The organism is Cellulomonas humilata, from assembly GCF_013359775.1.
Lineage (GTDB): Bacteria > Actinomycetota > Actinomycetes > Actinomycetales > Cellulomonadaceae > Cellulomonas > Cellulomonas humilata.
In genome coordinates, this window is record NZ_JABMCI010000069.1 from 115105 (window position 1) to 135867 (window position 20763).

Consider the following 20763-nt stretch of genomic DNA (forward strand, 5'->3'; position numbering starts at 1 on the left):
GCCTGTGTCCACGGTGATCCGCCGCGCCCGCGTCGCGACCTCGGCCGGCTTCGCCGCGCAGGGCTTCGTCTACGCGGTGCTCCTCACCAGCCTCGAGGGGTTCAAGGACCGGTACGGCGTCGACGACGGGCAGATCACGCTCGTCGTGCTCGGCGTGTGCGTCATGGCCGCGCTCGGCACGCTGGTCGCCGACCGGGTGGCCCGGTCGAGCGGGGGGAGCAGGGTCGTCCTCGGGTCCGGCCTCGCCATCGTCGCGGCCTCGGTCGTCGTGGCCGCCGTGGCGCCCGGGTTCGCCCTGCTGGCTGCCGGCTTCGCGGTCTACGGCGTCGGGCTGGGCATGGTCGACGCCGGCACCAACATGCAGGCCGTCGCGGTCCAGCGCGAGTACGGACGGTCGCTCCTCACGGGGTTCTACGCGTCGTGGTCGGCGGGCGGCATCGTCGGCGCGGTGCTGGTGGCGGTCACCACCGGCCGCACACCTACCGACCCCGTCGCGGTCGCGCTGCTGTCCGGGACGCTCGTGGCAGGCCTCGCGGCCGGCTGGGTGCTGCGCAGCGCGTGGCGGGGCCGCGGTCCCGCCGGGGTGCACGCCGACGGCGTCGCCCGGCCCGACGAGGCGCTGGCGATCCCGGTGGGTGCGGGGGAGCGGCCCGTGGTGCCGTGGGGCGCCGTGCTGCTGCTCGGGCTCGGGGTGGTCGCCTACTACGTCGCGGACACGGCGATCTCCACCTGGAGCACCATCTACCTCGGCGACGTGCTGCTGGCGGCCGCGTCGTTCGCGCCCCTGGGCTACGCCGCGTACCTCACGACGACGCTCGGCTCCCGGCTGGCCGGCGACCCCCTGGTGCGCCGATGGGGTCGGGTGATCGTCCTGCGCGTCGCGGCGCTCGTCGGGGCCGTCGGGCTGGTGCTCGTCGTGGCCGCCCCCGGGCCCTGGGTGGCGCTGGTCGGCTTCGCGATCGCCGGCGCCGGGCTCGGTGTCATCGCGCCCCTGTGCTTCTCGGCCGCCGGCACGCTCGCCCCCGGGCACGCGGACGCGGTGGTCGCGCGGCTGAACATCTTCAACTACGTGGGGGCGGTGCTCGGCGGGGTGCTCGTGGGCGCCATCGGCAGCACGTCCTCGCTGCACTACGGCTTCCTCGTCCCGATCGTCCTGGTCGTCGCCGTGGCGGTGCTCGCGGGACGCTTCGGAGTGACCCGGGCGGAGGGCGCGCGGGCCACCGCCGACTCGGAGGCGGGTGCGTGACGCGCACCCTCGGCGACCGCCTCGACGAGGCGACGAAGGGCCTCCCCGCGCCGCTCGCGGTGGTGGACCTCGACGCCCTCGACGCCAACGCGGCGGACCTGGTGCTCCGGGCCGGCGGGACCCCGATCCGCGTCGCCAGCAAGTCGGTCCGCGTCCGGCACGTGCTCGAGCGCGTGCTCGCCCTGCCCGGGTTCGCCGGCGTGATGACCTACTCGGTGCGCGAGGCGCTCTGGCTCGTCGGCCACGGCGTCGACGACGTGCTGCTGGGATACCCGAGCGTGGACACCGACGCGCTCGACGCGCTCGCGGCCGACCCCGTCGCCGCGGCCGCGGTGACGCTCATGGTCGACGACGTCGCGCAGGTCGAGCTGGCCGCCCGCGCCGCGGACGCCCACGGCGCCACGCTGCGCCTCTGCCTCGACGTCGACGCCTCCCTCAGGCTCCGGCTCGGACCGCTGGTCGCCCACCTGGGGGTTCGGCGCTCGCCGGTGCACTCCGCGTCCGACGCGGGGGTGCTGGCCGCGGCGATCGCCCGCCGGTCCGGCGTCGACGTCGTCGGTGTCATGTTCTACGAGGCGCAGGTGGCCGGGCTGCCCGACGCGTCTCCCGCCGTCCGCGCCGTCAAGCGGCTCTCCATCCGGGACCTCGCCGTGCGCCGGGCCGCCGTCGTCGACGCCGTGCAGACCGCCGTCGGGCACGAGCTGACCCTGGTGAACTCCGGCGGGTCCGGGTCGGTGGCGTCGAGCGCCGCGGACCCCGTGGTCACCGAGGTCACCGCCGGCTCCGGCCTGTTCGTGCCCACCCTGTTCGACGCCTACCGCTCGTTCACCCCCCGGCCCGCCGCGTTCTTCGGGCTCGACGTGGTGCGCATCCCCGGCCAGGGCTATGCGACCGCGTTCGGCGGCGGCTACATCGCCTCCGGTCCGCCCACCGCGTCCCGCCAGCCGAAGCCCGTGTGGCCGTCGGGGCTGGCGCTCACCAGCCGCGAGGGAGCGGGCGAGGTGCAGACGCCGCTGCGGCTGTCCGGCGGCGCGGACCTGCGCATCGGCGACCGGGTCTGGTTCCGGCACGCCAAGTCGGGCGAGGTCATGGAGCGCTTCGAGCAGGTGCACCTGGTCCGGGACACCACGATCGAGTCCACGGCCCCGACGTACCGCGGCGAGCAGCGCACGTTCGGCTGATCGGACGCCGGGCTGATCGGCGTGTGAAAGGCGCGGGGGTTCCGCGCCGGTAGCCTTGACCGGTGACCCTGCGCCTCTTCGACACCGCGACCCGGACGGTGCGTGACTTCGTCCCGCTCGTGCCGAACGAGGTGGGCATCTACCTGTGCGGTGCCACGGTGCAGGCGCCGCCGCACATCGGCCACCTGCGGTCGGCCATCGCGTTCGACGTCCTGGTCCGCTGGCTGCGCCGCACGGGGCACCGCGTGACCCTCGTGCGCAACGTCACGGACATCGACGACAAGATCCTGGCCAAGGCCGCCGACGCCGGCGAGCCGTGGTGGGCGTGGGCCACCGCCAACGAGCGCGCGTTCAGCGCGGCCTACGACGCGCTCGGCGTCCTGCCGCCCAGCCACGAGCCCCGCGCGACCGGTCACGTGCCCGCGATGATCGAGCTGATGGACCACCTGGTCGACACCGGCCACGCCTACAGCACCGGCCCGGGCGACGTGTGGTTCGACGTCCGCTCCTACCCGGAGTACGGCGCGCTGACCAACCAGCGGGTCGACGACATGGTCCCGGCGCCGGACGGCACGGTCGACGACACCGCCAAGCGCGACCCCCGCGACTTCGCCCTCTGGAAGGCCGCCAAGCCGGGGGAGCCGGCGACGGCCTCCTGGGACACCCCGTTCGGCCGCGGTCGGCCCGGTTGGCACCTGGAGTGCTCGGCGATGGCGCAGCGCTACCTGGGCGACACGTTCGACATCCACGGCGGCGGCCTGGACCTGAGGTTCCCGCACCACGAGAACGAGCAGGCCCAGTCCCGCGCCGCCGGCTACGGGTTCGCGCAGTACTGGCTGCACAACGGCTGGGTCACGCAGGGCGGCTCCAAGATGAGCAAGTCGCTCGGCAACGGGCTGCTGGTCACCGTCGTGCTGGCCAAGGAGCGGGCGTCCGTGCTGCGGTACGCGATGACGGCCGTGCAGTACAGCTCGATGCTCGAGTGGACCGACGACACCCTGCGCGAGGCCGAGGCCACCTGGGACCGGCTGGCCGGCTTCGTCGAGCGCGCCGCCGAGAAGGTGGGGGTGGCCGACGACGCCGAGGTGGCGAAGGTGGAGCTGCCCGCCGACTTCGTCACCGCCATGGACGACGACCTCAACGTGCCGGCCGCGCTCGCGGTGGTGCACGAGCACCTGCGGACCGGCAACTCCGCGCTCGCGCACGGCGACCTGGCCGAGGCCCGCGACGCGATGGTCGTGCTGCGCGCCATGCTCGACGTGCTCGGCCTCGACCCGGGCGGCAGCCAGTGGCGCGCCCACGGCAGCGACGCCCGGTACGCCCACGCGCTCGAGGCCGTCGTCGCCGCCGAGCTGGAGGCCCGGGCCCAGGCCCGCGCCGCCCGCGACTTCGCCACGTCCGACGCCATCCGGGACCGCCTCGCCGCGGCCGGCATCGTGGTCGAGGACTCGTCTTCCGGAGCGCGCTGGTCACTTGCCGCGCGCGCCGACACTTCTGAGGAGAACTGAACATGGCTGGAAACTCCGAGCGCCGCGGGGCCGTCCGCAAGGGCAGCTCCAAGAAGGTCGCGAGCGCGGGCACCGGCGGCAAGAACCGCCGCTCGCTCGAGGGCAGGGGGCCGACGCCGAAGGCCGAGGACCGCGAGTACCACCCCGCGCACAAGGCGAAGGTCGCCGCCGAGCGGCGCGCGGTCGCGGGCACCCGCGGGACGTCCGGTCGCCAGTCGGCCGGGGCCAGCCGCAGCGCCGCCGGGTCCAAGGGCGGTCGCAAGAGCTCGACGCACGAGATCGTGTCCGGCCGGAACTCGGTGGTCGAGGCCCTGCGCGCAGGCATCCCCGTGTCCACGGTCTACATCGCCTCGCGCCTGGAGGCCGACGACCGCACGCGCGAGATCATCAGCGCCGCGGGCAACTCGAATTACCCGCTCCTCGAGGTCAGCCGCGCCGAGCTGGACCGCCTCACGGACGGCTCCGTCCACCAGGGCGTCGCCATCCAGGTCCCGCCGTACGCGTACGCGGACGACGACGACCTCCTGGACGCGGCCGCGGAGACTGACCGCCCGGCGCTCATCGTCGCGCTCGACGGCGTGACGGACCCGCGCAACCTCGGCGCCGTGCTCCGGTCCGCCGGGGCGTTCGGCGCCCACGGTGTCCTCGTGCCCGAGCGGCGCGCGGCCGGCGTGACGGCGTCGGCGTGGAAGGTGTCCGCCGGTGCGGCCGCACGCGTGCCGGTCGCCCGGGTGACCAACCTGGTGCGCACCCTCCAGAGCCTGAAGGCGGCGGGCGTGTTCGTCGTCGGCCTGGACGGCGGCGGCGACGTCTCGATCACCGACCTGCCCTACGCCACCGACCCGCTGGTGCTCGTCGTCGGCTCCGAGGGCAAGGGCCTGTCCCGGCTGGTCCGCGAGCAGTGCGACGCCATCGCGTCCATCCCGATCACGTCCGCGGTCGAGTCCCTGAACGCCGGCGTCGCCGCGGGCATCGCCCTGTTCGAGGTCTCCCGCCAGCGCGCGATCTAGCCCAGGATCAGGTCGTCGTCGTCCCCGGTGACCTGCGGGATCATGTCGGTCTCGGGGATCTCGCCCGCCTGCACGCCCAGGATCGCCTGCTCGTCGGGACGCGTGGGCAGGATGTTCTTCACGTAGCTCTTGGCGGCCTGCTTCATCGGCACGTCGTGGCCCTGCTGCTCCGAGAGGTACCAGCGGTGGTCCAGCAGCTCGTGGTAGATCTGCGCGGGCTCCAGCTTGCCGCGCAGGTCCTTCGGGACGCTGCGGACGGCCGGCTCGAAGATCTCGGTCAGCCAGTCGTGCGCGACGAACGACTCGTCGTCGCGCTGGCGGTCGGTGGCGGCGCGGAACTCGTCGAGGTCGTTGAGCAGACGGCGGGCCTGGTTCTCCTGCACGTCGAGGCCGGTGAGCCGCATGAGCCGGCGGGAGTGGTGCCCGGCGTCGACGACCTTGGGCTGGATGCGCACGCTGGTGCCGTCCACGTCCGTGGTGATGTCGAGCTCGCCGACGTCGAAGCCGAGGTCGTTGAGCCGGTCGATTCGGGCCTGCACGCGCCAACGGTCCCCGAAGGTGAACGACTCCGACTCGGTCAGCGCGCGCCAGAGCTCGCCGTACCGCTCGGCCAAGGCGTCACCGATGGCCACCGCGTCGACGTCCTCCTCGAGGAACTCGCCGGCCTGGAGGTCCATGAGCTCGCCGATGATGTTCACGCGGGCGACCTCGAGGTCGTAGCCGCGCTGGCCGTCCGAGAGCTTGTCGTGCAGGTCGCCCGTCTCGGCGTCCACCAGGTACGCGGCGAACGTCTCGGCGTCGCGGCGGAACAGGGTGTTCGACAGGGACACGTCGCCCCAGTAGAAGCCGACCAGGTGCAGGCGGACCAGGAGGACGGCGAGCGCGTCGATGAGGCGCGTGGCGGTGTCGGGGCGCAGCGACTGGCTGAACAGCGCGCGGTAGGGGAGCGAGAACGACAGGTGCTTGGTGATCAGCACCGCCTCGAGCCGCTCACCGCTGGGGTCGCTGCGTCCGGTGATGACACCGACGGGCTCGACGCTGGGGACGTCCAGGCGGCGCAGCTGGCGCAGCAGCTCGTACTCGCGGTACGCCACCGTCTCGCCGATCTCCTTGACCGCGACCACGCGGCCGGACATCTTGGCGAACCGCACGATGTGCCGGGAGATGCCGCGGGGCAGGGCGGCGAGCGTCTCGGCCGGCCAGTCCTCGAGCGGGATGTGCCATGGCAGGTCGAGGAGGGCGGGGTCGGGCGAGGCCGCGGTGATCTGCAGGCGCTGCGGCGTCGGGCTCATGGTCCGATCCTCTCAGAGAACGCCCACAGCACATGCGACAGGGCGGCCCCGGCCGAAGCCGGGACCGCCCTGTCGGGTGGTGCTGGGGTCAGACGGCGATCCGCTCGCCCGAGCCCGCGTGGAACAGGTGCTGCTCGTTGTCGCGGATGCGGATGTAGATCGTCTCGCCCTTGCCGGGCACCTGGCGCGGGTCGACGCGCACGATGACCTGCGCGTCGCCGGCACCGGAGTGCACCGCGTCGGCACGGCCGAACTCGTTGGTGAGCGAGCCGTACACGAACGCGTCGGAGCCGAGCTCCTCGACGATGTTGACGATGACCGGGATGCCGTCGGGCGTGCCCTCGGGCACGACGTCGAGCGACTCGGGACGGAAGCCGACCGTGACGTGGTTCTTGTCGTCGTCGGTGAACTGGCTGATGACCGAGCGCGGCACGGCGACGCGGGCACGGCCCAGGTTGGCGACGCCGTCCAGCACCGGGAACGTGCCGATGTTCATGGCCGGCGAGCCGATGAAGCCGGCGACGAACACGTTGGCCGGGGTGTCGTACATGTCGCGCGGGGTGCCGACCTGCTGCAGGAGACCGTCCTTGAGGACCGCGATGCGGTCACCCATGGTCAGGGCCTCGGTCTGGTCGTGCGTGACGTAGACGGTGGTGACACCGAGACGACGCTGCAGCGACGCGATCTGCGTACGGGTCTGGACGCGGAGCTTGGCGTCGAGGTTCGACAGCGGCTCGTCCATGAGGAACACCTGGGGCGAACGCACGATGGCGCGGCCCATGGCGACGCGCTGACGCTGGCCACCCGAGAGGGCCTTCGGCTTGCGGTCGAGGTACTGGGAGAGGTCGAGGATCTTGGCAGCCTCCTCGACGCGCTGACGGATCTCCGCCTTCGGGGTGCCGGCGATCTTGAGCGCGAAGCCCATGTTGTCGGCGACCGTCATGTGCGGGTACAGCGCGTAGTTCTGGAAGACCATCGCGATGTCGCGGTCCTTCGGCTGGACGTCCGTGACGTCGCGGTCGCCGATGAGGATGCGGCCCGAGTTGACGTCCTCGAGGCCCGCGAGCATGCGGAGCGACGTGGACTTGCCACAACCGGAGGGGCCGACGAGGACGAGGAACTCGCCGTCCTCGATGTGCAGGTCGAGCGAGTCGACCGCGGGGCGCTCAGTGCCGGGGTATACCCGGGAGGCCTTGTCGAAAGTGACCGTTGCCATAGCAGATCAATCCCTTCACCGGCAGGTACGTGCCGGACGATCCGTAGTGAAGAGTGTCAAGAGTGTCCTCGATGACACGGGTCCCGGAAGGAGGGTTGTCCTTCGGGGACCCGGGGTCATCATGCCATACCGGTGTGGACGGTCCACACCGGACAGTGACGCTCCACACGTTCAGCCGAGCACGATCCCCGACCCGTCGCGGAACCGGACGAGCAGCCGGCCCGCGTACTCGACGACCTGGTCGATGCCGACGGGATCGCCGGGGGCGAGCCGGGTGAGGTCGACGCTGCGAGCGCGGCGCCCGTCTGCGAGGTCGAGCGCGAGGAGCGAGCGGTCGGGGGTGACGACGACCACCAGCGACCCGTCGGTGCCCAGCCAGGCCGGCACCGCGCCCACCGGCACGGACCATCGGACCTCGCCCGTGCGGGCGTCGCGCGCGACGACGTCGGCACCCTCAGCGGTGTGCACGACGCCGTCGACGAGCAGCGGCTCGCCCCGGACTCCCTCGGCCCGCCAGAGCTCGTCGCCCGTGCCGGCGTCGCGGGCCACGAGGGCCACGCCGTCCCAGCCGCCGTCGTCGCCGGTGAGCAGGACGACCTCGGGTGCGGTGCCGTCGTCGACGGACAGCCGGGCGGGCAGCTCGCCGACCGCGACGCGCGTGCCGGCACGGGTGACCAGGACGCCCGCAGGCACCGCGAAGTTCTGCCAGGGCATCCACACCAGCGTCCCGGACCTGCCGAGCTCGGCCCAGCCGTCCGTCGCGACCGTGACGTCGCCGCGCGGCGACCCGTCGGCGCCGAACAGCCAGGCGTGCCCGCTGTCGGTGAGGAGCACGCGGTCGGCGTCGGCGGCGAGGTCCGGCTCGGACCGGATCACGTAGTCGCCGATCCGGACCTCGTGCACCTGGGGCACCACGGGGGTGCCGTGCCGCCACTGCACGGAGCCCGTGACGGGGTCGGTCGCGGTGAGCGTCCAGCGCACACCCCCGCGTCCGTCCTCGGCGGGCGTGGCGCGCACCAGGAGACCGCCGGTCGCCGCCCAGAGCGACCCGGCCGGCACGGTGGGTGTCGCGACGACCGAGCCGGTGACCGGGTCCAGCACCGCGAGCGGGGTCGCGGCGCCCCCGGACGCGACAGGGGAGACCTCGGCGGCGCAGACCGCCAGCGGTGCGTCGTCCGACCGCACGGTGCTGCAGCGGACCCACACGGAGGGGAACTCGGAGCGACCGCCCGGCGGGAGCGCCGCGTCGAGCGAGAACGGCACGGACCACCGCCGGTCGCCGGTGTCGGGGTCGGTGCCGCGCAGGGTCACTCCGCCCGGGTGGTAGTCGGCGCCGACCGCCCAGCCACCCGCGCTGTCGCCCGCCACGAGCGCTCCGACGCCGGGCGTCCACCGCCACAGCACGCCGGGTGGGTCCGCGAGGGCGCGCAGGACGCCGGGCACCTCCGCGAGGTACCGCAGCCGGGCGCGCTCGCGGGCGTCCAGCCACGACTGCACGCCGAGCAGGACCAGCACGAGGGCGACGACCGTCGCGGTCGCCCGCCCGGCGTGCCGCCGCGCCCAGAGGGGCACCCGTCGGGTGCGGTCGTCGTCAGGGGCGTCGAGCTCGTCGAGCTCGTCGAGCTCGACGGGCGCGAGGTGCACGGCGTGCCCGGCCGGGGCGCTCATCGCTCACCCGAGGACGGCGACCGAGCCGCTGTCCATCCACACGTACAGCCGCGGGTCGTGCCAGCCCGACCGGAAACCCTGCACGAAGGCGGTCGACCGGTCCCCGGCGACCTCCTCGGAGAGGTCGGTGCTCCACGCCAGCTCACCGTCGCGCAGCGAGTACGCCTCGAGCGTCACGCCCAGCCCGGGGACCAGCAGGTTCGTGCCGTCGGTGGACAGCTGGTGCGCCAGGCGCTCGAGCGGGGTCCGCCACAGCACCTCGCCGGTGGTGGCGTCGAGGGCGCGCAGGGAGTCACCGGTGGCGACGTAGAGCGTCCCGTCGAGCATGAGCCCGGCGACCACGGAGCCCTCCAGGTGCCAGAGCAGGTCCCCGGTGCGCGCGGAGCGCCCGCTGAGCCCGTCGGTCCCGCGCGCGCCGTCCCCGATGGTGATCACCACGTCCGGGGCGGAGCCGTCGTCGACCGCGAGCCAGCCGGCCGTCTCGTCGATGGCGACCTCCGTCCCGTCCTCCAGCAGCAGGATCCCCCGATACAGGTCCGACGACGTCCAGGTGCTCTTGATGAATACGCCCGCCCGGGCCGGCTGCAGCCACGACGCCGGCTCGAGCGGCACGTCGCGCACCAGGTCGCCGCCGGTGGTGAGGATCCAGGCGTGGTTGTCGACCCCGACCACGATCCGGTCGTCGTGGGTCTGCACGGAGGCCGCGGTCAGCCCGGACAGTCCCTCCGGGCCGTCGTCCCGGCTGACGACGTCGGTCACCGGGGAGGTCCAGGTCCAGCGGGCGTCGCCGGTGATGAGGTCGGTGGCGGTGACCTCCCAGCTCACCGCGTCCGCGTCGGTCTCCGCCGGGCTGCCGTCGTCGGTCACCCGCTCGGCGACGACCATCGCCTGGTCGGTGAACGCCAGCCCCGAGCCGCCGTCGACCACGCGCTCGGCCAGCAGCCGGCCGTCGGACGGGTCGAGGACCCAGACCGACGACGGAGGGGTGCCCTGGACGCCCTCGCCGTACTGCTGCGAGACGCACGCGGCCACCGACGGGCCCTCGTGGAGCAGTGCGCTGCAGGAGATCCAGAGCTCGGGGGACGAGCTGGTGGGGGTCGGCTGGGGGGTGGGGAGGTCCACCGGGGTGACCCAGGCGACGGCCCCGGTGTCCGGGTCGAGCCCGACGACCGAGGGGGAGCCGTCCGCGTCCTGGATCCCGCCGACGAGCACCCCGTCGACCATCGCGCCGGACTGGAGCGCGGCCGCCAGCCGGGGTTCGGCCCGCCAGATCACGCCGATCGACGAGTCCGCGGGCGCCACGACGCCGGGGATGGCCGCCAGCGCGGCCAGGCGCGCGGCCTCGCGGCGGTCGATCACGAGCTGGGTGACCAGGAGCGTCGCGACGAGCACTGCCGCGGCCGGCACGAGCGTCCGAGCGTGCCGGCGCAGCCACGTCCGCGCGGCCAGCACGTCGTCGGTCCGCCCGGCGGGGGCGTCCTCGTCGAGCGCGACGTCCACGCGACGCCCCGGGGCGGCCGAGGGGGAGCGCACGGGCTCGTCCGCAGCCTCGACGAGCTCGACCTGGTGCATCCGGCCGGGCATCTTCCGCACGCTACGCCTCGGTCGTGCGACCGACCACCAGGGGTCTCAGAGGCGGTCGGCGAGCTCCGCCAGCGCGGCCACCAGCTCGTCGGGTCCGTCGACGCGGTAGCGCGCCATCGTGCCTCCGTGCCCGACCTTGACCGTCAGGTCGCCGTCACGGAGCGCCTCGAACGCGTGCTCGTCGGTGACGTCGTCGCCCGCGTACAGGACCACCGCCGCGCCGAGCTCGTCGCGCAGCGCCGTGAGCGCCTCGCCCTTGCTGGCACGGAGCACCGAGATCTCGACGACGTCCTTGCCGTGCAGGACGCCCGAGCCCAGGCGCTCCCCGAGGACCATCGCCTCCTCCTCGGCCGGACGGGCCACCGCGTCCTCGGCCAGTCGGGTGTGCACGACGACGGCGGTCGGCTTGGTCTCCACCCAGACGCCGTCCCGGCCCCGGGTGATCCGGGCGGCCTCCGCGCCGAGCGACGCCAGCCGGTCCGCCTGCTCGTCGGTCAGCCGGACGACGTCGCGGTCGAGGCCGAACGTCGTCACCCGCGCCCGCTCCGCGCCATGGCTCCCGATGAGGAACGTCCCGGGCGGCACCTGGGCCAGCGTGTGCAGGTCGTGCATCGCGCGGCCGGACACCAGCGCGAGCGCGACGCCGGGCGTGCCGGCCAGCCGTTCGAGCGCGTCGATGCCGTCGGGCAGGATCCGGGACGCGGACGGGTCGTCCTGCAGCGGGGCCAGCGTGCCGTCGAAGTCGAGGGCGACCAGCAGTGGGCGGCGCGACGAGTCAGCCGCGAGGGCGCCGAGCGCGGCGGTGAGGTCCTCAGCCACGGCTGGCTCGCACGGGCACCGCGTTCAGGGCGGCCAGGAAGTCCTCGGACCAGGCCACCACGTCGTGCCCGAGCACGCGGCGGCGCAGGCGGCGCATCCGCTTGCGGGACTCGCGGCCGTCCATGTGCACGGCGTACGTGATCGCGTCCTTCATCCCGTCGATGTCGTGCGGGTTCACCAGCACCGCTCCTGTCAGCTCGTCGGCGGCGCCCGTGAACTCGGAGAGCACCAGCGCGCCGCGGTCGTCGGACCTGGCCGCGACGTACTCCTTGGCGACCAGGTTCATGCCGTCCCGCAGCGCGGTGACCAGCATGACGTCGGCCGCGAGGTACAGCGCCGCCATCTCCTCCATGGGGAAGGACTGGTGCAGGTACTGCACGGGCGCGTGACCCACCTGGCCGTAGTCGCCGTTGATGCGGCCGACCAGCAGCTCCACGTCGTCGCGCAGGGTCTGGTAGGCGCCGACGTTCTCCCGGCTCGGGCTGGCCACCTGCACGAGCGTGGTGCTCTGCGGGGACAGGCGCTCCTCGGAGAGCAGCTCCCCGTAGGCCTTGATCCGGTGCCGGATGCCCTTGGTGTAGTCGAGCCGGTCCACGCCCAGCAGCAGGTACTCGGGGTCTCCCAGCTCGCGGCGGATCTGGAGGGCGCGCTCGCGGACGGCGTCGGTCCGGGCGAGCTCGTCGAACGCGTGCGAGTCGATCGAGATGGGGAACGCGGCGGCGCGTACGTGCCGACCGGGCCCGGTGTGCCCGTCGGGCTCCGCCAACGTCACCACCTGCCCGCGCGTCGTCAGGTCCGTGAGCCGCCGCACGACGCGGACGAAGTTGGCGGCGTCACCGGCACGCTGGAACCCGACGAGGTCCGCCCCGAGCAGGCCTTCGATCACCTGCACCCGCCACGGCAGCTGGGCGAACAGCTCCAGGGGCGGGAACGGGATGTGGTGGAAGTACCCGATGCGCAGGTCCGGCCGCAGCTCCCGCAGCAGCTGAGGGACCAGCTGGAGCTGGTAGTCGTGCACCCAGACCGTCGCGCCCTGGGCCGCCTGCGCCGCCGCGGCCTCCGCGAAGCGCTGGTTGACCTTCCGGTACGAGTCCCACCACTGCCGGTGGTACGCCGGCGGCTCGATGACGTCGTGGTAGAGCGGCCACAGGGTGTCGTTGGAGAAGCCCTCGTAGAACTTCTCGAGGTCGTCCTCGGTGAGCACCACCGGGATCAGCTCGGTGCCGTCGACGTCGAACGGCTCGAGCTCGAGGTCGGGCGAACCGCCCCAGCCCACCCAGGCGCCGGAGGTGCTCGCCATCACCGGCGCGAGCGCGGTGACCAGCCCGCCGGGGGAGCGGGACCAGGTGGGCTCGCCGTCGTCGTCGAGGCTCACGTCTACGGGCAGCCGGTTCGCGACGACGACGAAGTCGTAGCCGTGCGCGGGCGCGTCGGTAGGCACCAGATCAACTCCTCGGGTCTGCGACCGACCCTATCTGTGCTGGTCGGACCGCGCGTTGCCGGGCGGGGGGCTGAGGGCTCCGGCTACGGTGCGGGGATGGAGCGGATGGGTCTGGAGCCCGGGACGGAGATCGGCGGATACACCGTCGTCGCCCCCCTGGGCTCGGGCGGCATGGGGACGGTCTACCGGGCGGTCGACGGCGGCGGCGACGCGGTCGCGCTCAAGATGCTGCACCCGCACATCGGGTCCGACGCCGTCGCGCGCGACCGGCTGCGCCGCGAGGTGCACGCCCTGCAGAAGCTGCGGCACCCGGGCGTGGCCGCGATCCTGGACGCCGAGGCCGACTCGACCGAGGCGTTCCTGGTCACCGAGCTGGTGCCCGGCGACAACCTCGAGGAGCACGTGCGCGAGCGCGGGCCGCTGGACGCCGAGGAGCTGCTGGACCTGGCCGAGGGGCTGCGCGACGCCCTCGTGGCGGTGCACGGCGCCGGGGTGGTGCACCGCGACCTCAAGCCGTCCAACGTGATCGTCGGCGACGACGGGCCGGTGCTCATCGACTTCGGCATCGCGCAGGCCGCGGACGACTCGAGGCTCACCGCCGAGGGCATGGTCCTGGGCACCCCCGGCTACCTCGCGCCCGAGCTGCTGGACGGCGACGAGCCCGACACGTCCTCCGACTTCTGGGGCTGGGCGGCGATCCTGGCGTTCGCGGCCACCGGTCGGGACCCGTTCGGCACCCGCCCGCTCGAGGCCGTGCTCGCCCGGGCGCGCTCGGGGGACGTCGACCTCGCCGGGCTCGGGCCGCTGACCACCGCTGCGCTCCGGCACGCCCTGGCACCGGCCGCGGCCGACCGCACGTCCCCGGACGACGTGGTCGCCGCGCTGACGGTGGTCGTCGCGGAGGGCGAGTCGATCGCCGACGAGACCGACACCGCGCTGCTCGTCGCCGACGACCTCGTCGGGACCACCGTCCTGGCGGCCGAGCCGGCGACCGTGGCGGTCGCGTCCCGCACCGTGCCCCCCGCGATCGCCAACGACGGGCACACACGCGCGTTCGACCCGACCGACCTCGCGCCCGTCGGGGCCGACGGGGAGTGGGAGGAGGACCCCGAGGGGGTCGACTGGATCAACGACGACCTCGACGCGTCGGAGGAGCCGGAGCCCGAGGGTTCCGGCTACGAGCGCCCGCCCGCGCGCCGCCGGTGGGGCACCCTGCTGGCGGCTGCGCTGCTGCTGGGCTCCGCCGGTGCCCTGTACCCGGGCGTGACGCTCATCGTGTTCGCGGTGCTGGTCCTGATCGTGCGGACGGCCGGTTCCACGGTCGAGGCCATGCACGGCCGCCGGGAGCGCGCCGGGGTGCGCCGCTCCGACCGCGCCGTCGCCACCGCCACCGTGCCCTGGCACCTGCTGCGCTCGCTCGTCGGGCTGATCCCGTCGCTCGTCGTCGGCGCCAGCGTCGTCGTGATCCTGCTCGGCCTGTCCTGGTGGCTGATCGGCGACGGCCGCTGGGTGATCGGCGACTCGCCGTCCGGGCAGGAGCCCCAGGGCCTGACCGCGGCGATCCTCGTCGGCACGATCGTCCTGCTCGGCGCGGCGGTCGTCTGGTGGGGACCGCTGTCGCTGATGACCCGCATCGGCGCCCGCCGGGTGCTCGCCGTCGTGGCGCCGGGCCGCACCGGAGCGCTCGTCGCCACCGTGGTCCTGCTGGCTGCCTCCGCGGTCTTCCTCGCCCAGATCTTCAGCGGCAGCGAGATCACCTGGGCGCCGCTGCCCACCCCCGTCCTGCCCTGAGCCGTCTCGCCATGCGGGACCCTTCTGGCGCGCCGCCGCGTCACCCTCTTGGGTGAAGGTTCGGTGGTCGGGGGAGGAGCGCGGGGATGTCGCTGGAGGCAGAGGCCGAGGTCGTGACGGGTCGGCGCAGCAACGGCGACGTGGTCCGGTTCGACCGACGCACAGGAGCGCTGGGCGTCTTTCGCGGCGACGTGATCGTGGCGTACTTCCGTCCCGACGAGGGCTACGAGTTCTTCCTGCGCGAGATCGCCAAGTGACCTCGTTCGACGACGCCTTCACCGCTGTCGTGCGCGCCCGCGGCGTGTGGCGCGACGACACCCCCTCCGCCGTGCTCGAGCGCTGGTCGAGCTTCGTCGCCGAGTGCGAGCACGGCTACCGGGGCGACGAGTTCGCGTACGCCAACGAGGCGATGTCACGGACCACGCTCGAGGCGGCGCTGACCGACCCGTCGCTGGCCGGCCGCCCTGAGCTGGCACTGCTGCGCCGCCGCGTCGAGGCGGTCGACGCCCGGTTCCGCCCGCTGCTGATGGAGCACGCGTTCCCGCGGATTGACCCCGACGAGTGGTGGCTGCGGGGGATCGTGCGGCGGGCCGGCGGGCGGCTGGCGCAGGACTGGAAGCGGTCGTTCGGGTTCGACATCGAGGTGGTCCGGCGGCCCCGTCCGTCGTGACGAGGCCCGGATCCTCAGCCGCGCCCCCTACGCTGTGCCGCATGATCGCGCGACGAGGGCCGCACCTGGCCGTCGCACGCCTGTCCCTGGTCGGCGCGTTCGTGCTGGCGGGGCTGGCCGCCGCGGTCGCCGCCGAGGGTCGCGTGCTGCTGCACGACTGCGTGAGCGCCGCGGGAGTGCTCGGCCCGCTCGGGCTGCGCCTGTCGGTGCTCCGCGACGCCGCCGACTGCCCGGAGGGCGCCTACGGACTGGGCACGGTGTCGCAGGGCGCCGTCGTGCTGCTCAGCGTGGCTGCGCCCGTCGCGGCCCTGTACCTCCTGCTCACCGCGTGCGGAGTCGGGTTGTCCGCCCTGCTCGTGCGTGCCGGGCGCCAGCTGCGGCGGCTGGTCGGCCAGGCCCTGCGGGGCGGCCTGCGCGCCGCCCGACCGCTGCCGGTCGCGGTCGGTGCGCACCTGGTCCCGCAGCCCGTGGTCCCGTCGTGGACCGACCGGGTGCTCGTCGGCAGCATCGCGCGACGGGGTCCCCCCGCGACGGCCTGACCTCGCACCCACCCGTCGTCCCTTCGTCCCACCAGGAGCACCCATGCCCACCAACGACCCCCGTCCCACCAAGGCGGTGCGACGCGACGAGGCCCGCCTCAAGGCCGCGCAGATGCGCAAGGAGCAGGAGCGCAAGGCCAAGCGGAACCGGCTCCTCGCGATCGCCGGACTCGCCGTCGCCGTCATCGCGCTCGTCGCCGTCGCGTTCACGATCGTCAACCAGAACAAGGCCAACGAGGCCGCCAACTCCGACGTCGTCTACGGCCAGGACGCCGAGAACGTCGTCGCCCCGCTGCTGGCCGACGTCACGTCGCCCGCAACCGCCGACGACACCGGCGGCATCCCCGTCAGCGCGGACGGCGTGGGCACGGTCGGCGACGGTGACGTCGACCTGACCATCTACTTCGACTACATGTGCCCCTACTGCGGCCAGTTCGACGCCACCAACTCGGCCGACCTGGACGCGATGATCGAGGAGGGCGGCGTGACCATCACGTACCACCCGATCTCGATCCTCGACCGCATGTCGGCCGGCAGCTCGTACTCGACCCGCACCGCCAACGCGACGGCGATCGTGGCCGACCAGGCTCCCGAGCAGTTCACCGCGTTCGTCACGGCCCTGTACGAGGACCAGCCGGCGGAGGGCACCTCGGGCCGGACCGACGCCGAGATCAAGAAGATCGCCACGGACGTCGGCGTGCCGGCCGAGGTGGCCGACACGTTCACCGACACGGTCGACGGCACCTTCGCCACGGACGCCGAGGAGTCGGTCGCCGGCACGTGGCGGACGTTCGCCCCGTGGGTCGCCGCCGCGACCAACCAGGCCGGTCTCGACCTGCCCAAGCTGTCCACCCCGGCCGTGCTGATCAACGGCACGGACTTCAGCGGGTGGCAGACGCCGGGCGCCCTGAAGCAGGCGGTCGAGGCCGCCAAGTCCTGACCCTCGGACGACCGGGCGCTCCCTGCGGGGGGCGCCCGGTTATCCTGGGCGCGCCCGCCTCCTTAGCTCAGTCGGCCAGAGCACCTGTCTTGTAAACAGGGGGTCATCGGTTCGAATCCGATAGGGGGCTCCATCGCCACGCCGCGGTCATCCCGCGGTCTCCGGCCGTTCACCTGCGCCGAGCACCATCGACGGCATGCGCGTGGAACGAGGACGACCCTCCGCCCGGTCGATGTCGATCGCCGAGCCCGTCTACGTCGTCGAGCTCTGGTCGAGCAGGGACGTCGGCGAGCAGTGGCGGCTGCTGGATGCCGAGGACATCGACGACGTCCTGGACTGGGCGCGACGACGGCAGCAGGGCCGGGTCCTGACCGTGAGCGTGGAGCACCACGACGAGTACGGGACCTCGGTGCTGCGCCTGCTCGGGCCCGCACGTGCCGTGGGCGGGTCGCTCCGGTCGGCCTGACCGGCCGGGTCAGGAGAGCCGCTCGAGGTACTGCAGGATCAGGCCCTCCCGCAGGGCCCAGGGGGACACCTCGAGCTCGTCGACGCCGAACGCCCGCATGGTCTCGGAGAGCACGATGCCGCCCGCGACGATCTGGAACGTCCGGTCGGCCGTGATGCCCGGCAGGGCGGGTCGCGAGTCGGCGGGGAGACGGGCGAGGCGGGGGACCCAGTCGTCGAGGCCGGACCGGCGCAGCAGCCGTCGGTCCTGCGGCCCCACTCCGTCCGCGAGCGAGCCCGCCAGCCGGGCCAGCGAGCGGATCGTCTTGGACGACCCGACCACGTGCGCCGGGTCGGGGCGGCCGGCGAAGTGCGCGCGGGCCTCGGCCAGCTGCGCCCGAACGTGTGTGCGCAGGGCGGCGAGCTGGTCGGCCGTCGGGGGGTCGTCGTGCAGGAACGACACCGTCGAGCGACCGGCACCCAGAGGCAGGGAGAGGGCCACGTCCGGGTCCTCGCTGCCCCCGGCGGCCAGCTCCAGCGAGCCGCCGCCGATGTCGAGCAGCAGGATCTCGCCCGCCGACCAGCCGAACCAGCGCCGGACGGCCAGGAACGTCGAGCGCGCCTCGTCGTCCCCGGTGAGCACCTGCAGCCGGACACCCGTCGTCGACTCCACCAGGTCGAGCACCTCGGTACCGTTGCCGGCCTCGCGCAGGGCCGAGGTCGCGAACGGCAGCAGCTCGTCGATCCCGGCCGTGGCACCCGCGGCGACGGCAGCGGCGACCGCGTCGACGACCGCGCGGACCCCCTCGGGGCTGATGGAGCCGGACGGCTCGAGGTAGCGCATGAGGCGCAGCACGGACCGGTGCGACGACTGCGCGACCGGTGGGCCGCCGCGGTGGGCGTCGACCACGAGCAGGTGCACGGTGTTCGATCCGACATCCAGCACTCCGAGTCGCATGGGTCGCACGTTACGGGCGGGAGGGCCTCGCGCGCAGTCACAGGAGGTTCACACCCTGGTCATCCGGAACTGTCCGGTTTGTCGTGCGCTGGTCGCCGGAGAGGAGTTCCATCGAACTCATGAGACGCACCGCAGCACTCTCTGTCCTCGCGGCGGCCGTGACCGCCGCCCTCCTCGCCCCCACGCCGGCGATCGCGGGTGACCGCGGGGGTCGGCACGCCGTCGCCCAGCCCACGCTCGTCGCTCGCGCCACCCTGTCCGCCGACTTCCTCGCTCCCGGACCGCCCTCGGGGGCGCTCGCCACACCCGCCAACGGTCGGCAGGGCCCGTTCGCCGGCCAGGTGATCCCCGGGTTCTCCGGCATGGTCGACGCCGGGGACGGCACGTTCTGGGCGCTGCCCGACAACGGGTTCGGCACCAAGGCGAACTCCGCGGACTTCCTCCTGCGGATGTACCACGTGACGCCGCAGTGGCAGACGGCCGGTGGGGGACCCGGGGAGATCGGCGTCGGGGAGTTCGTCTCCCTGCGCGACCCGGACCGCCGGATCGACGTCCCGATCGTGAACGACGCCACCGCGGACCGCCTGCTGACCGGCGCGGACTTCGATGTCGAGTCCGTGGTCCGCGCGGCGGACGGCAGCTTCTGGATCGGCGAGGAGTTCGGTCCGTTCCTGCTGCACGTCGACGCGACCGGGAAGCTCCTGGCGGCCCCCGTGCCCTTCGTCGGCGGCAAGTCGCCGCAGAACCCGTACCTCGCCCCTGGAGAGACGCCGCGGGTCCGCGCGAGCCGCGGGTTCGAGGCGCTGGCCGGGTCGCGCGACGGCCGGTACCTCTACCCGATCACCGAGGGCGCGTTCGTCGACGACGCGCAGCAGCGCCGCCGCACGATCTACGAGTTCGACACCGCGGCGGGCGCCTACACCGGACGCACCTGGGCCTACCAGACGCACCAGGACGCGAACGTCATCGGCGACGCGTTCCTGACGGGCAAGCGCGAGCTGCTGGTGATCGAGCGCGACGACTTCCAGGGCGCCGCCTCGGTGATGAAGCGCGTCTACCGGGTCGACCTCGGCACGACGGACGCCGACGGCTACGTGCGCAAGACGCTCGTGCTCGACGCGCTGAAGATCGCCAACCCGGACCACCTGGGCTCGGGCGACGGCTACGGCACCGACGACCCGTTCTCGCTGCCCGTCCAGTCGTTCGAGACCGTCGTGCAGCTGCGTGACGGCCGCCTGCTCCTCGCCAACGACAACAACTACCCGGGGAACGCGGCGCGCATCCCGGGCACCCCGGACGACACGGAGCTGGCCCTCGTCGACCTCCGCCAGGTGCGGGCGCCGAAGGCAGGCGACATCACGGTGGTCGGTCACCGCGGCGCCAGCGGCTACCGCCCGGAGCACACGCTCGCGTCCTACGAGCTGGCGATCCAGCAGTGCGCGGACTACATCGAGCCCGACCTCGTCTCGACGAAGGACGGCGTGCTCGTCGCCCGGCACGAGAACGAGATCAGCGGGACCACGGATGTGGCCGCCCGCGCCGAGTTCGCGGACCGCCGAGCCACCAGGACGATCGACGGTCGCAGCGTCACGGGGTGGTTCACGGAGGACTTCACGCTCGCCGAGCTGAAGACCCTGCGGGCCAAGGAGCGGCTCCCCGCGGTGCGGCCCGCCAACACCGCCTTCGACGGGCTCTACGAGGTCCCGACGTTCGACGAGGTGCTCGACCTCGCGCGGCACTCGGTCAGCTGCGACGGGCAGCCCGTGGGGGTCTACCCGGAGACCAAGCACCCGACGTACTTCGACTCGATCGGGCTGTCGCTCGAGGAGCCGCTGCTGGCCCAGCTCACGGCCAACGGGCTGAACGACAAGCGGTCGCCGGTGATCATCCAGAGCTTCGAGACCGGCAACCTGCGCGAGCTCGACCGGCTGACCAAGGTCCAGCTGGCCCAGCTGGTCGACTGCGCGGGGGCACCGTACAACCTGGTCGCCGCCGGCGACCCGCGCACCTACGCGGACCTGGTGACGCGCTCGGGCCTGCGGCAGATCGCCACCTACGCCGACGGTGTGGGCCTGTGCAAGGACAGGATGATCCCGCGGAACCCGGACGCGACCCTCGGGACGCCCACGCCGGTCATCCGGGACGCCCACAAGGTCGGCCTGGAGGTCCACGGGTGGACGTTCCGGCGGGAGAACCAGTTCCTGCCGGCCGAGTTCCGCAGCAGCGCGGACCCGAACGCCGTCGGTGACCTGGCCGGGGAGATCCGGGTGTTCGTGAAGGCGGGGATGGACGGGCTGTTCAGCGACAACCCCGACATCGCTGCAGCCACCGTGGGCTGACGCCCGGCGCGCACAGGCCGGTCCCCGGGAACGTCCTCCGGGGGCCGGCCCTCGTCGTACGGCCCCCGAACGGGTGAACTCGTCGTGCGCACCAAACGTTCGCCTCGGGGAAATCTG

18 protein-coding genes and 1 tRNA gene are annotated in these 20763 nt (G+C 73.5%); 12 read left to right on the forward strand and 7 right to left on the reverse strand.

What is annotated here, in order from left to right; all coding sequences use genetic code 11:
- The first annotated feature begins 4 nt into the window (after positions 1-4).
- The 4 genes from HP550_RS16700 (at position 5) to rlmB (ending at position 4945) form a co-directional block, all read left to right on the forward strand.
- Complete coding sequence (locus HP550_RS16700; RefSeq protein WP_210768240.1) at positions 5-1246, forward strand: MFS transporter; 1242 nt, start codon at positions 5-7, stop codon at positions 1244-1246.
- Positions 1243-2427, forward strand: a complete 1185-nt coding sequence (locus HP550_RS16705) for an alanine racemase (RefSeq protein ID WP_175348812.1) — start codon at positions 1243-1245, stop codon at positions 2425-2427. Before HP550_RS16700 ends, HP550_RS16705 begins: the two co-directional genes overlap by 4 nt.
- 62 nt (positions 2428-2489) lie before the next feature.
- Positions 2490-3935: a cysteine--tRNA ligase gene (cysS, locus tag HP550_RS16710; RefSeq protein WP_175348813.1), complete on the forward strand. Its 1446-nt coding sequence runs from the start codon at positions 2490-2492 to the stop codon at positions 3933-3935.
- A gap of 2 nt (positions 3936-3937) precedes the next feature.
- Positions 3938-4945, forward strand: coding sequence for a 23S rRNA (guanosine(2251)-2'-O)-methyltransferase RlmB (gene rlmB / locus HP550_RS16715; protein WP_175348814.1), 1008 nt, complete (start codon positions 3938-3940; stop codon positions 4943-4945).
- On the opposite strand, the gene HP550_RS16720 is transcribed toward rlmB, so the two are convergent.
- From HP550_RS16720 to HP550_RS16745, 6 genes are all read right to left on the reverse strand, one after another.
- Positions 4942-6237: a DUF4032 domain-containing protein gene (locus HP550_RS16720; protein WP_175348815.1), complete on the reverse strand. Its 1296-nt coding sequence runs from the start codon at positions 6235-6237 to the stop codon at positions 4942-4944. The genes rlmB and HP550_RS16720 overlap by 4 nt on opposite strands.
- Before the next feature lie 88 nt (positions 6238-6325).
- Positions 6326-7453 (reverse strand): ABC transporter ATP-binding protein, encoded by a 1128-nt coding sequence (locus tag HP550_RS16725; RefSeq protein ID WP_175348816.1) that lies wholly within the window; start codon positions 7451-7453, stop codon positions 6326-6328.
- Between the two features lie 171 nt (positions 7454-7624).
- The gene (locus HP550_RS16730) at positions 7625-9121 is read right to left on the reverse strand and encodes an outer membrane protein assembly factor BamB family protein (RefSeq protein ID WP_175348817.1); all 1497 of its coding nucleotides are present in this window, start codon (positions 9119-9121) and stop codon (positions 7625-7627) included.
- A 3-nt stretch (positions 9122-9124) separates the two neighbouring features.
- Positions 9125-10705, reverse strand: a complete 1581-nt coding sequence (locus HP550_RS16735; protein WP_175348818.1) for an outer membrane protein assembly factor BamB family protein — start codon at positions 10703-10705, stop codon at positions 9125-9127.
- Positions 10706-10750: 45 nt separating this feature from the next.
- Positions 10751-11524 (reverse strand): trehalose-phosphatase, encoded by a 774-nt coding sequence (gene otsB, locus HP550_RS16740; protein ID WP_175348819.1) that lies wholly within the window; start codon positions 11522-11524, stop codon positions 10751-10753.
- Positions 11517-12965, reverse strand: a complete 1449-nt coding sequence (locus tag HP550_RS16745) for an alpha,alpha-trehalose-phosphate synthase (UDP-forming) (RefSeq protein ID WP_343048229.1) — start codon at positions 12963-12965, stop codon at positions 11517-11519. Before HP550_RS16745 ends, otsB begins: the two co-directional genes overlap by 8 nt.
- Positions 12966-13061: 96 nt before the next feature.
- Between HP550_RS16745 and HP550_RS16750 the strand changes: the two genes are divergently transcribed.
- The 7 genes from HP550_RS16750 (at position 13062) to HP550_RS16780 (ending at position 17371) form a co-directional block, all read left to right on the forward strand.
- Positions 13062-14756 carry a serine/threonine-protein kinase gene (locus tag HP550_RS16750; RefSeq protein WP_175348820.1) on the forward strand — a complete coding sequence of 565 codons (1695 nt, stop codon included), beginning with the start codon at positions 13062-13064 and terminating at the stop codon, positions 14754-14756.
- An 86-nt stretch (positions 14757-14842) separates the two neighbouring features.
- The gene (locus HP550_RS16755; RefSeq protein WP_175348821.1) at positions 14843-15013 is read left to right on the forward strand and encodes a hypothetical protein; all 171 of its coding nucleotides are present in this window, start codon (positions 14843-14845) and stop codon (positions 15011-15013) included.
- Positions 15010-15426, forward strand: a complete 417-nt coding sequence (locus tag HP550_RS16760) for a hypothetical protein (RefSeq protein WP_175348822.1) — start codon at positions 15010-15012, stop codon at positions 15424-15426. Before HP550_RS16755 ends, HP550_RS16760 begins: the two co-directional genes overlap by 4 nt.
- Positions 15427-15467: 41 nt before the next feature.
- The gene (locus HP550_RS16765; RefSeq protein WP_175348823.1) at positions 15468-15965 is read left to right on the forward strand and encodes a hypothetical protein; all 498 of its coding nucleotides are present in this window, start codon (positions 15468-15470) and stop codon (positions 15963-15965) included.
- 43 nt (positions 15966-16008) lie between these two features.
- On the forward strand, positions 16009-16905 hold the full coding sequence (locus HP550_RS16770) for a DsbA family protein (RefSeq protein ID WP_175348824.1): 897 nt from the start codon (positions 16009-16011) through the stop codon (positions 16903-16905).
- Between the two features lie 56 nt (positions 16906-16961).
- Positions 16962-17038: transfer RNA gene (locus tag HP550_RS16775), tRNA-Thr, on the forward strand.
- A 63-nt stretch (positions 17039-17101) separates the two neighbouring features.
- A complete protein-coding gene (locus HP550_RS16780; RefSeq protein WP_175348825.1) occupies positions 17102-17371 on the forward strand; it encodes a hypothetical protein in 270 nt (89 codons plus the stop codon).
- Positions 17372-17380: 9 nt separating this feature from the next.
- Here HP550_RS16780 and HP550_RS16785 read toward each other — a convergent pair whose 3' ends face one another.
- Positions 17381-18307 (reverse strand): Ppx/GppA family phosphatase, encoded by a 927-nt coding sequence (locus HP550_RS16785; RefSeq protein ID WP_175348826.1) that lies wholly within the window; start codon positions 18305-18307, stop codon positions 17381-17383.
- A 119-nt stretch (positions 18308-18426) separates the two neighbouring features.
- On the opposite strand from HP550_RS16785, the gene HP550_RS16790 reads away from it, so the two are divergent.
- Complete coding sequence (locus HP550_RS16790) at positions 18427-20646, forward strand: esterase-like activity of phytase family protein (protein WP_175348827.1); 2220 nt, start codon at positions 18427-18429, stop codon at positions 20644-20646.
- The last annotated feature ends 117 nt before the right edge of the window (positions 20647-20763 follow it).

What these genes read in the sequence shown, in the direction of transcription:
- rlmB (WP_175348814.1), top strand. Translation starts at nt 3,938, where the DNA reads ATGGCTGGAAACTCCGAGCGCCGCGGGGCCGTCCGCAAGGGCAGCTCC.
- HP550_RS16720 (WP_175348815.1), bottom strand. Translation starts at nt 6,237, where the DNA reads ATGAGCCCGACGCCGCAGCGCCTGCAGATCACCGCGGCCTCGCCCGAC.
- HP550_RS16725 (WP_175348816.1), bottom strand. Translation starts at nt 7,453, where the DNA reads ATGGCAACGGTCACTTTCGACAAGGCCTCCCGGGTATACCCCGGCACT.
- HP550_RS16730 (WP_175348817.1), bottom strand. Translation starts at nt 9,121, where the DNA reads ATGAGCGCCCCGGCCGGGCACGCCGTGCACCTCGCGCCCGTCGAGCTC.
- HP550_RS16735 (WP_175348818.1), bottom strand. Translation starts at nt 10,705, where the DNA reads ATGCCCGGCCGGATGCACCAGGTCGAGCTCGTCGAGGCTGCGGACGAG.
- HP550_RS16750 (WP_175348820.1), top strand. Translation starts at nt 13,062, where the DNA reads ATGGAGCGGATGGGTCTGGAGCCCGGGACGGAGATCGGCGGATACACC.
- HP550_RS16755 (WP_175348821.1), top strand. Translation starts at nt 14,843, where the DNA reads ATGTCGCTGGAGGCAGAGGCCGAGGTCGTGACGGGTCGGCGCAGCAAC.
- HP550_RS16765 (WP_175348823.1), top strand. Translation starts at nt 15,468, where the DNA reads ATGATCGCGCGACGAGGGCCGCACCTGGCCGTCGCACGCCTGTCCCTG.
- HP550_RS16770 (WP_175348824.1), top strand. Translation starts at nt 16,009, where the DNA reads ATGCCCACCAACGACCCCCGTCCCACCAAGGCGGTGCGACGCGACGAG.
- HP550_RS16780 (WP_175348825.1), top strand. Translation starts at nt 17,102, where the DNA reads ATGCGCGTGGAACGAGGACGACCCTCCGCCCGGTCGATGTCGATCGCC.
- HP550_RS16785 (WP_175348826.1), bottom strand. Translation starts at nt 18,307, where the DNA reads ATGCGACTCGGAGTGCTGGATGTCGGATCGAACACCGTGCACCTGCTC.
- HP550_RS16790 (WP_175348827.1), top strand. Translation starts at nt 18,427, where the DNA reads ATGAGACGCACCGCAGCACTCTCTGTCCTCGCGGCGGCCGTGACCGCC.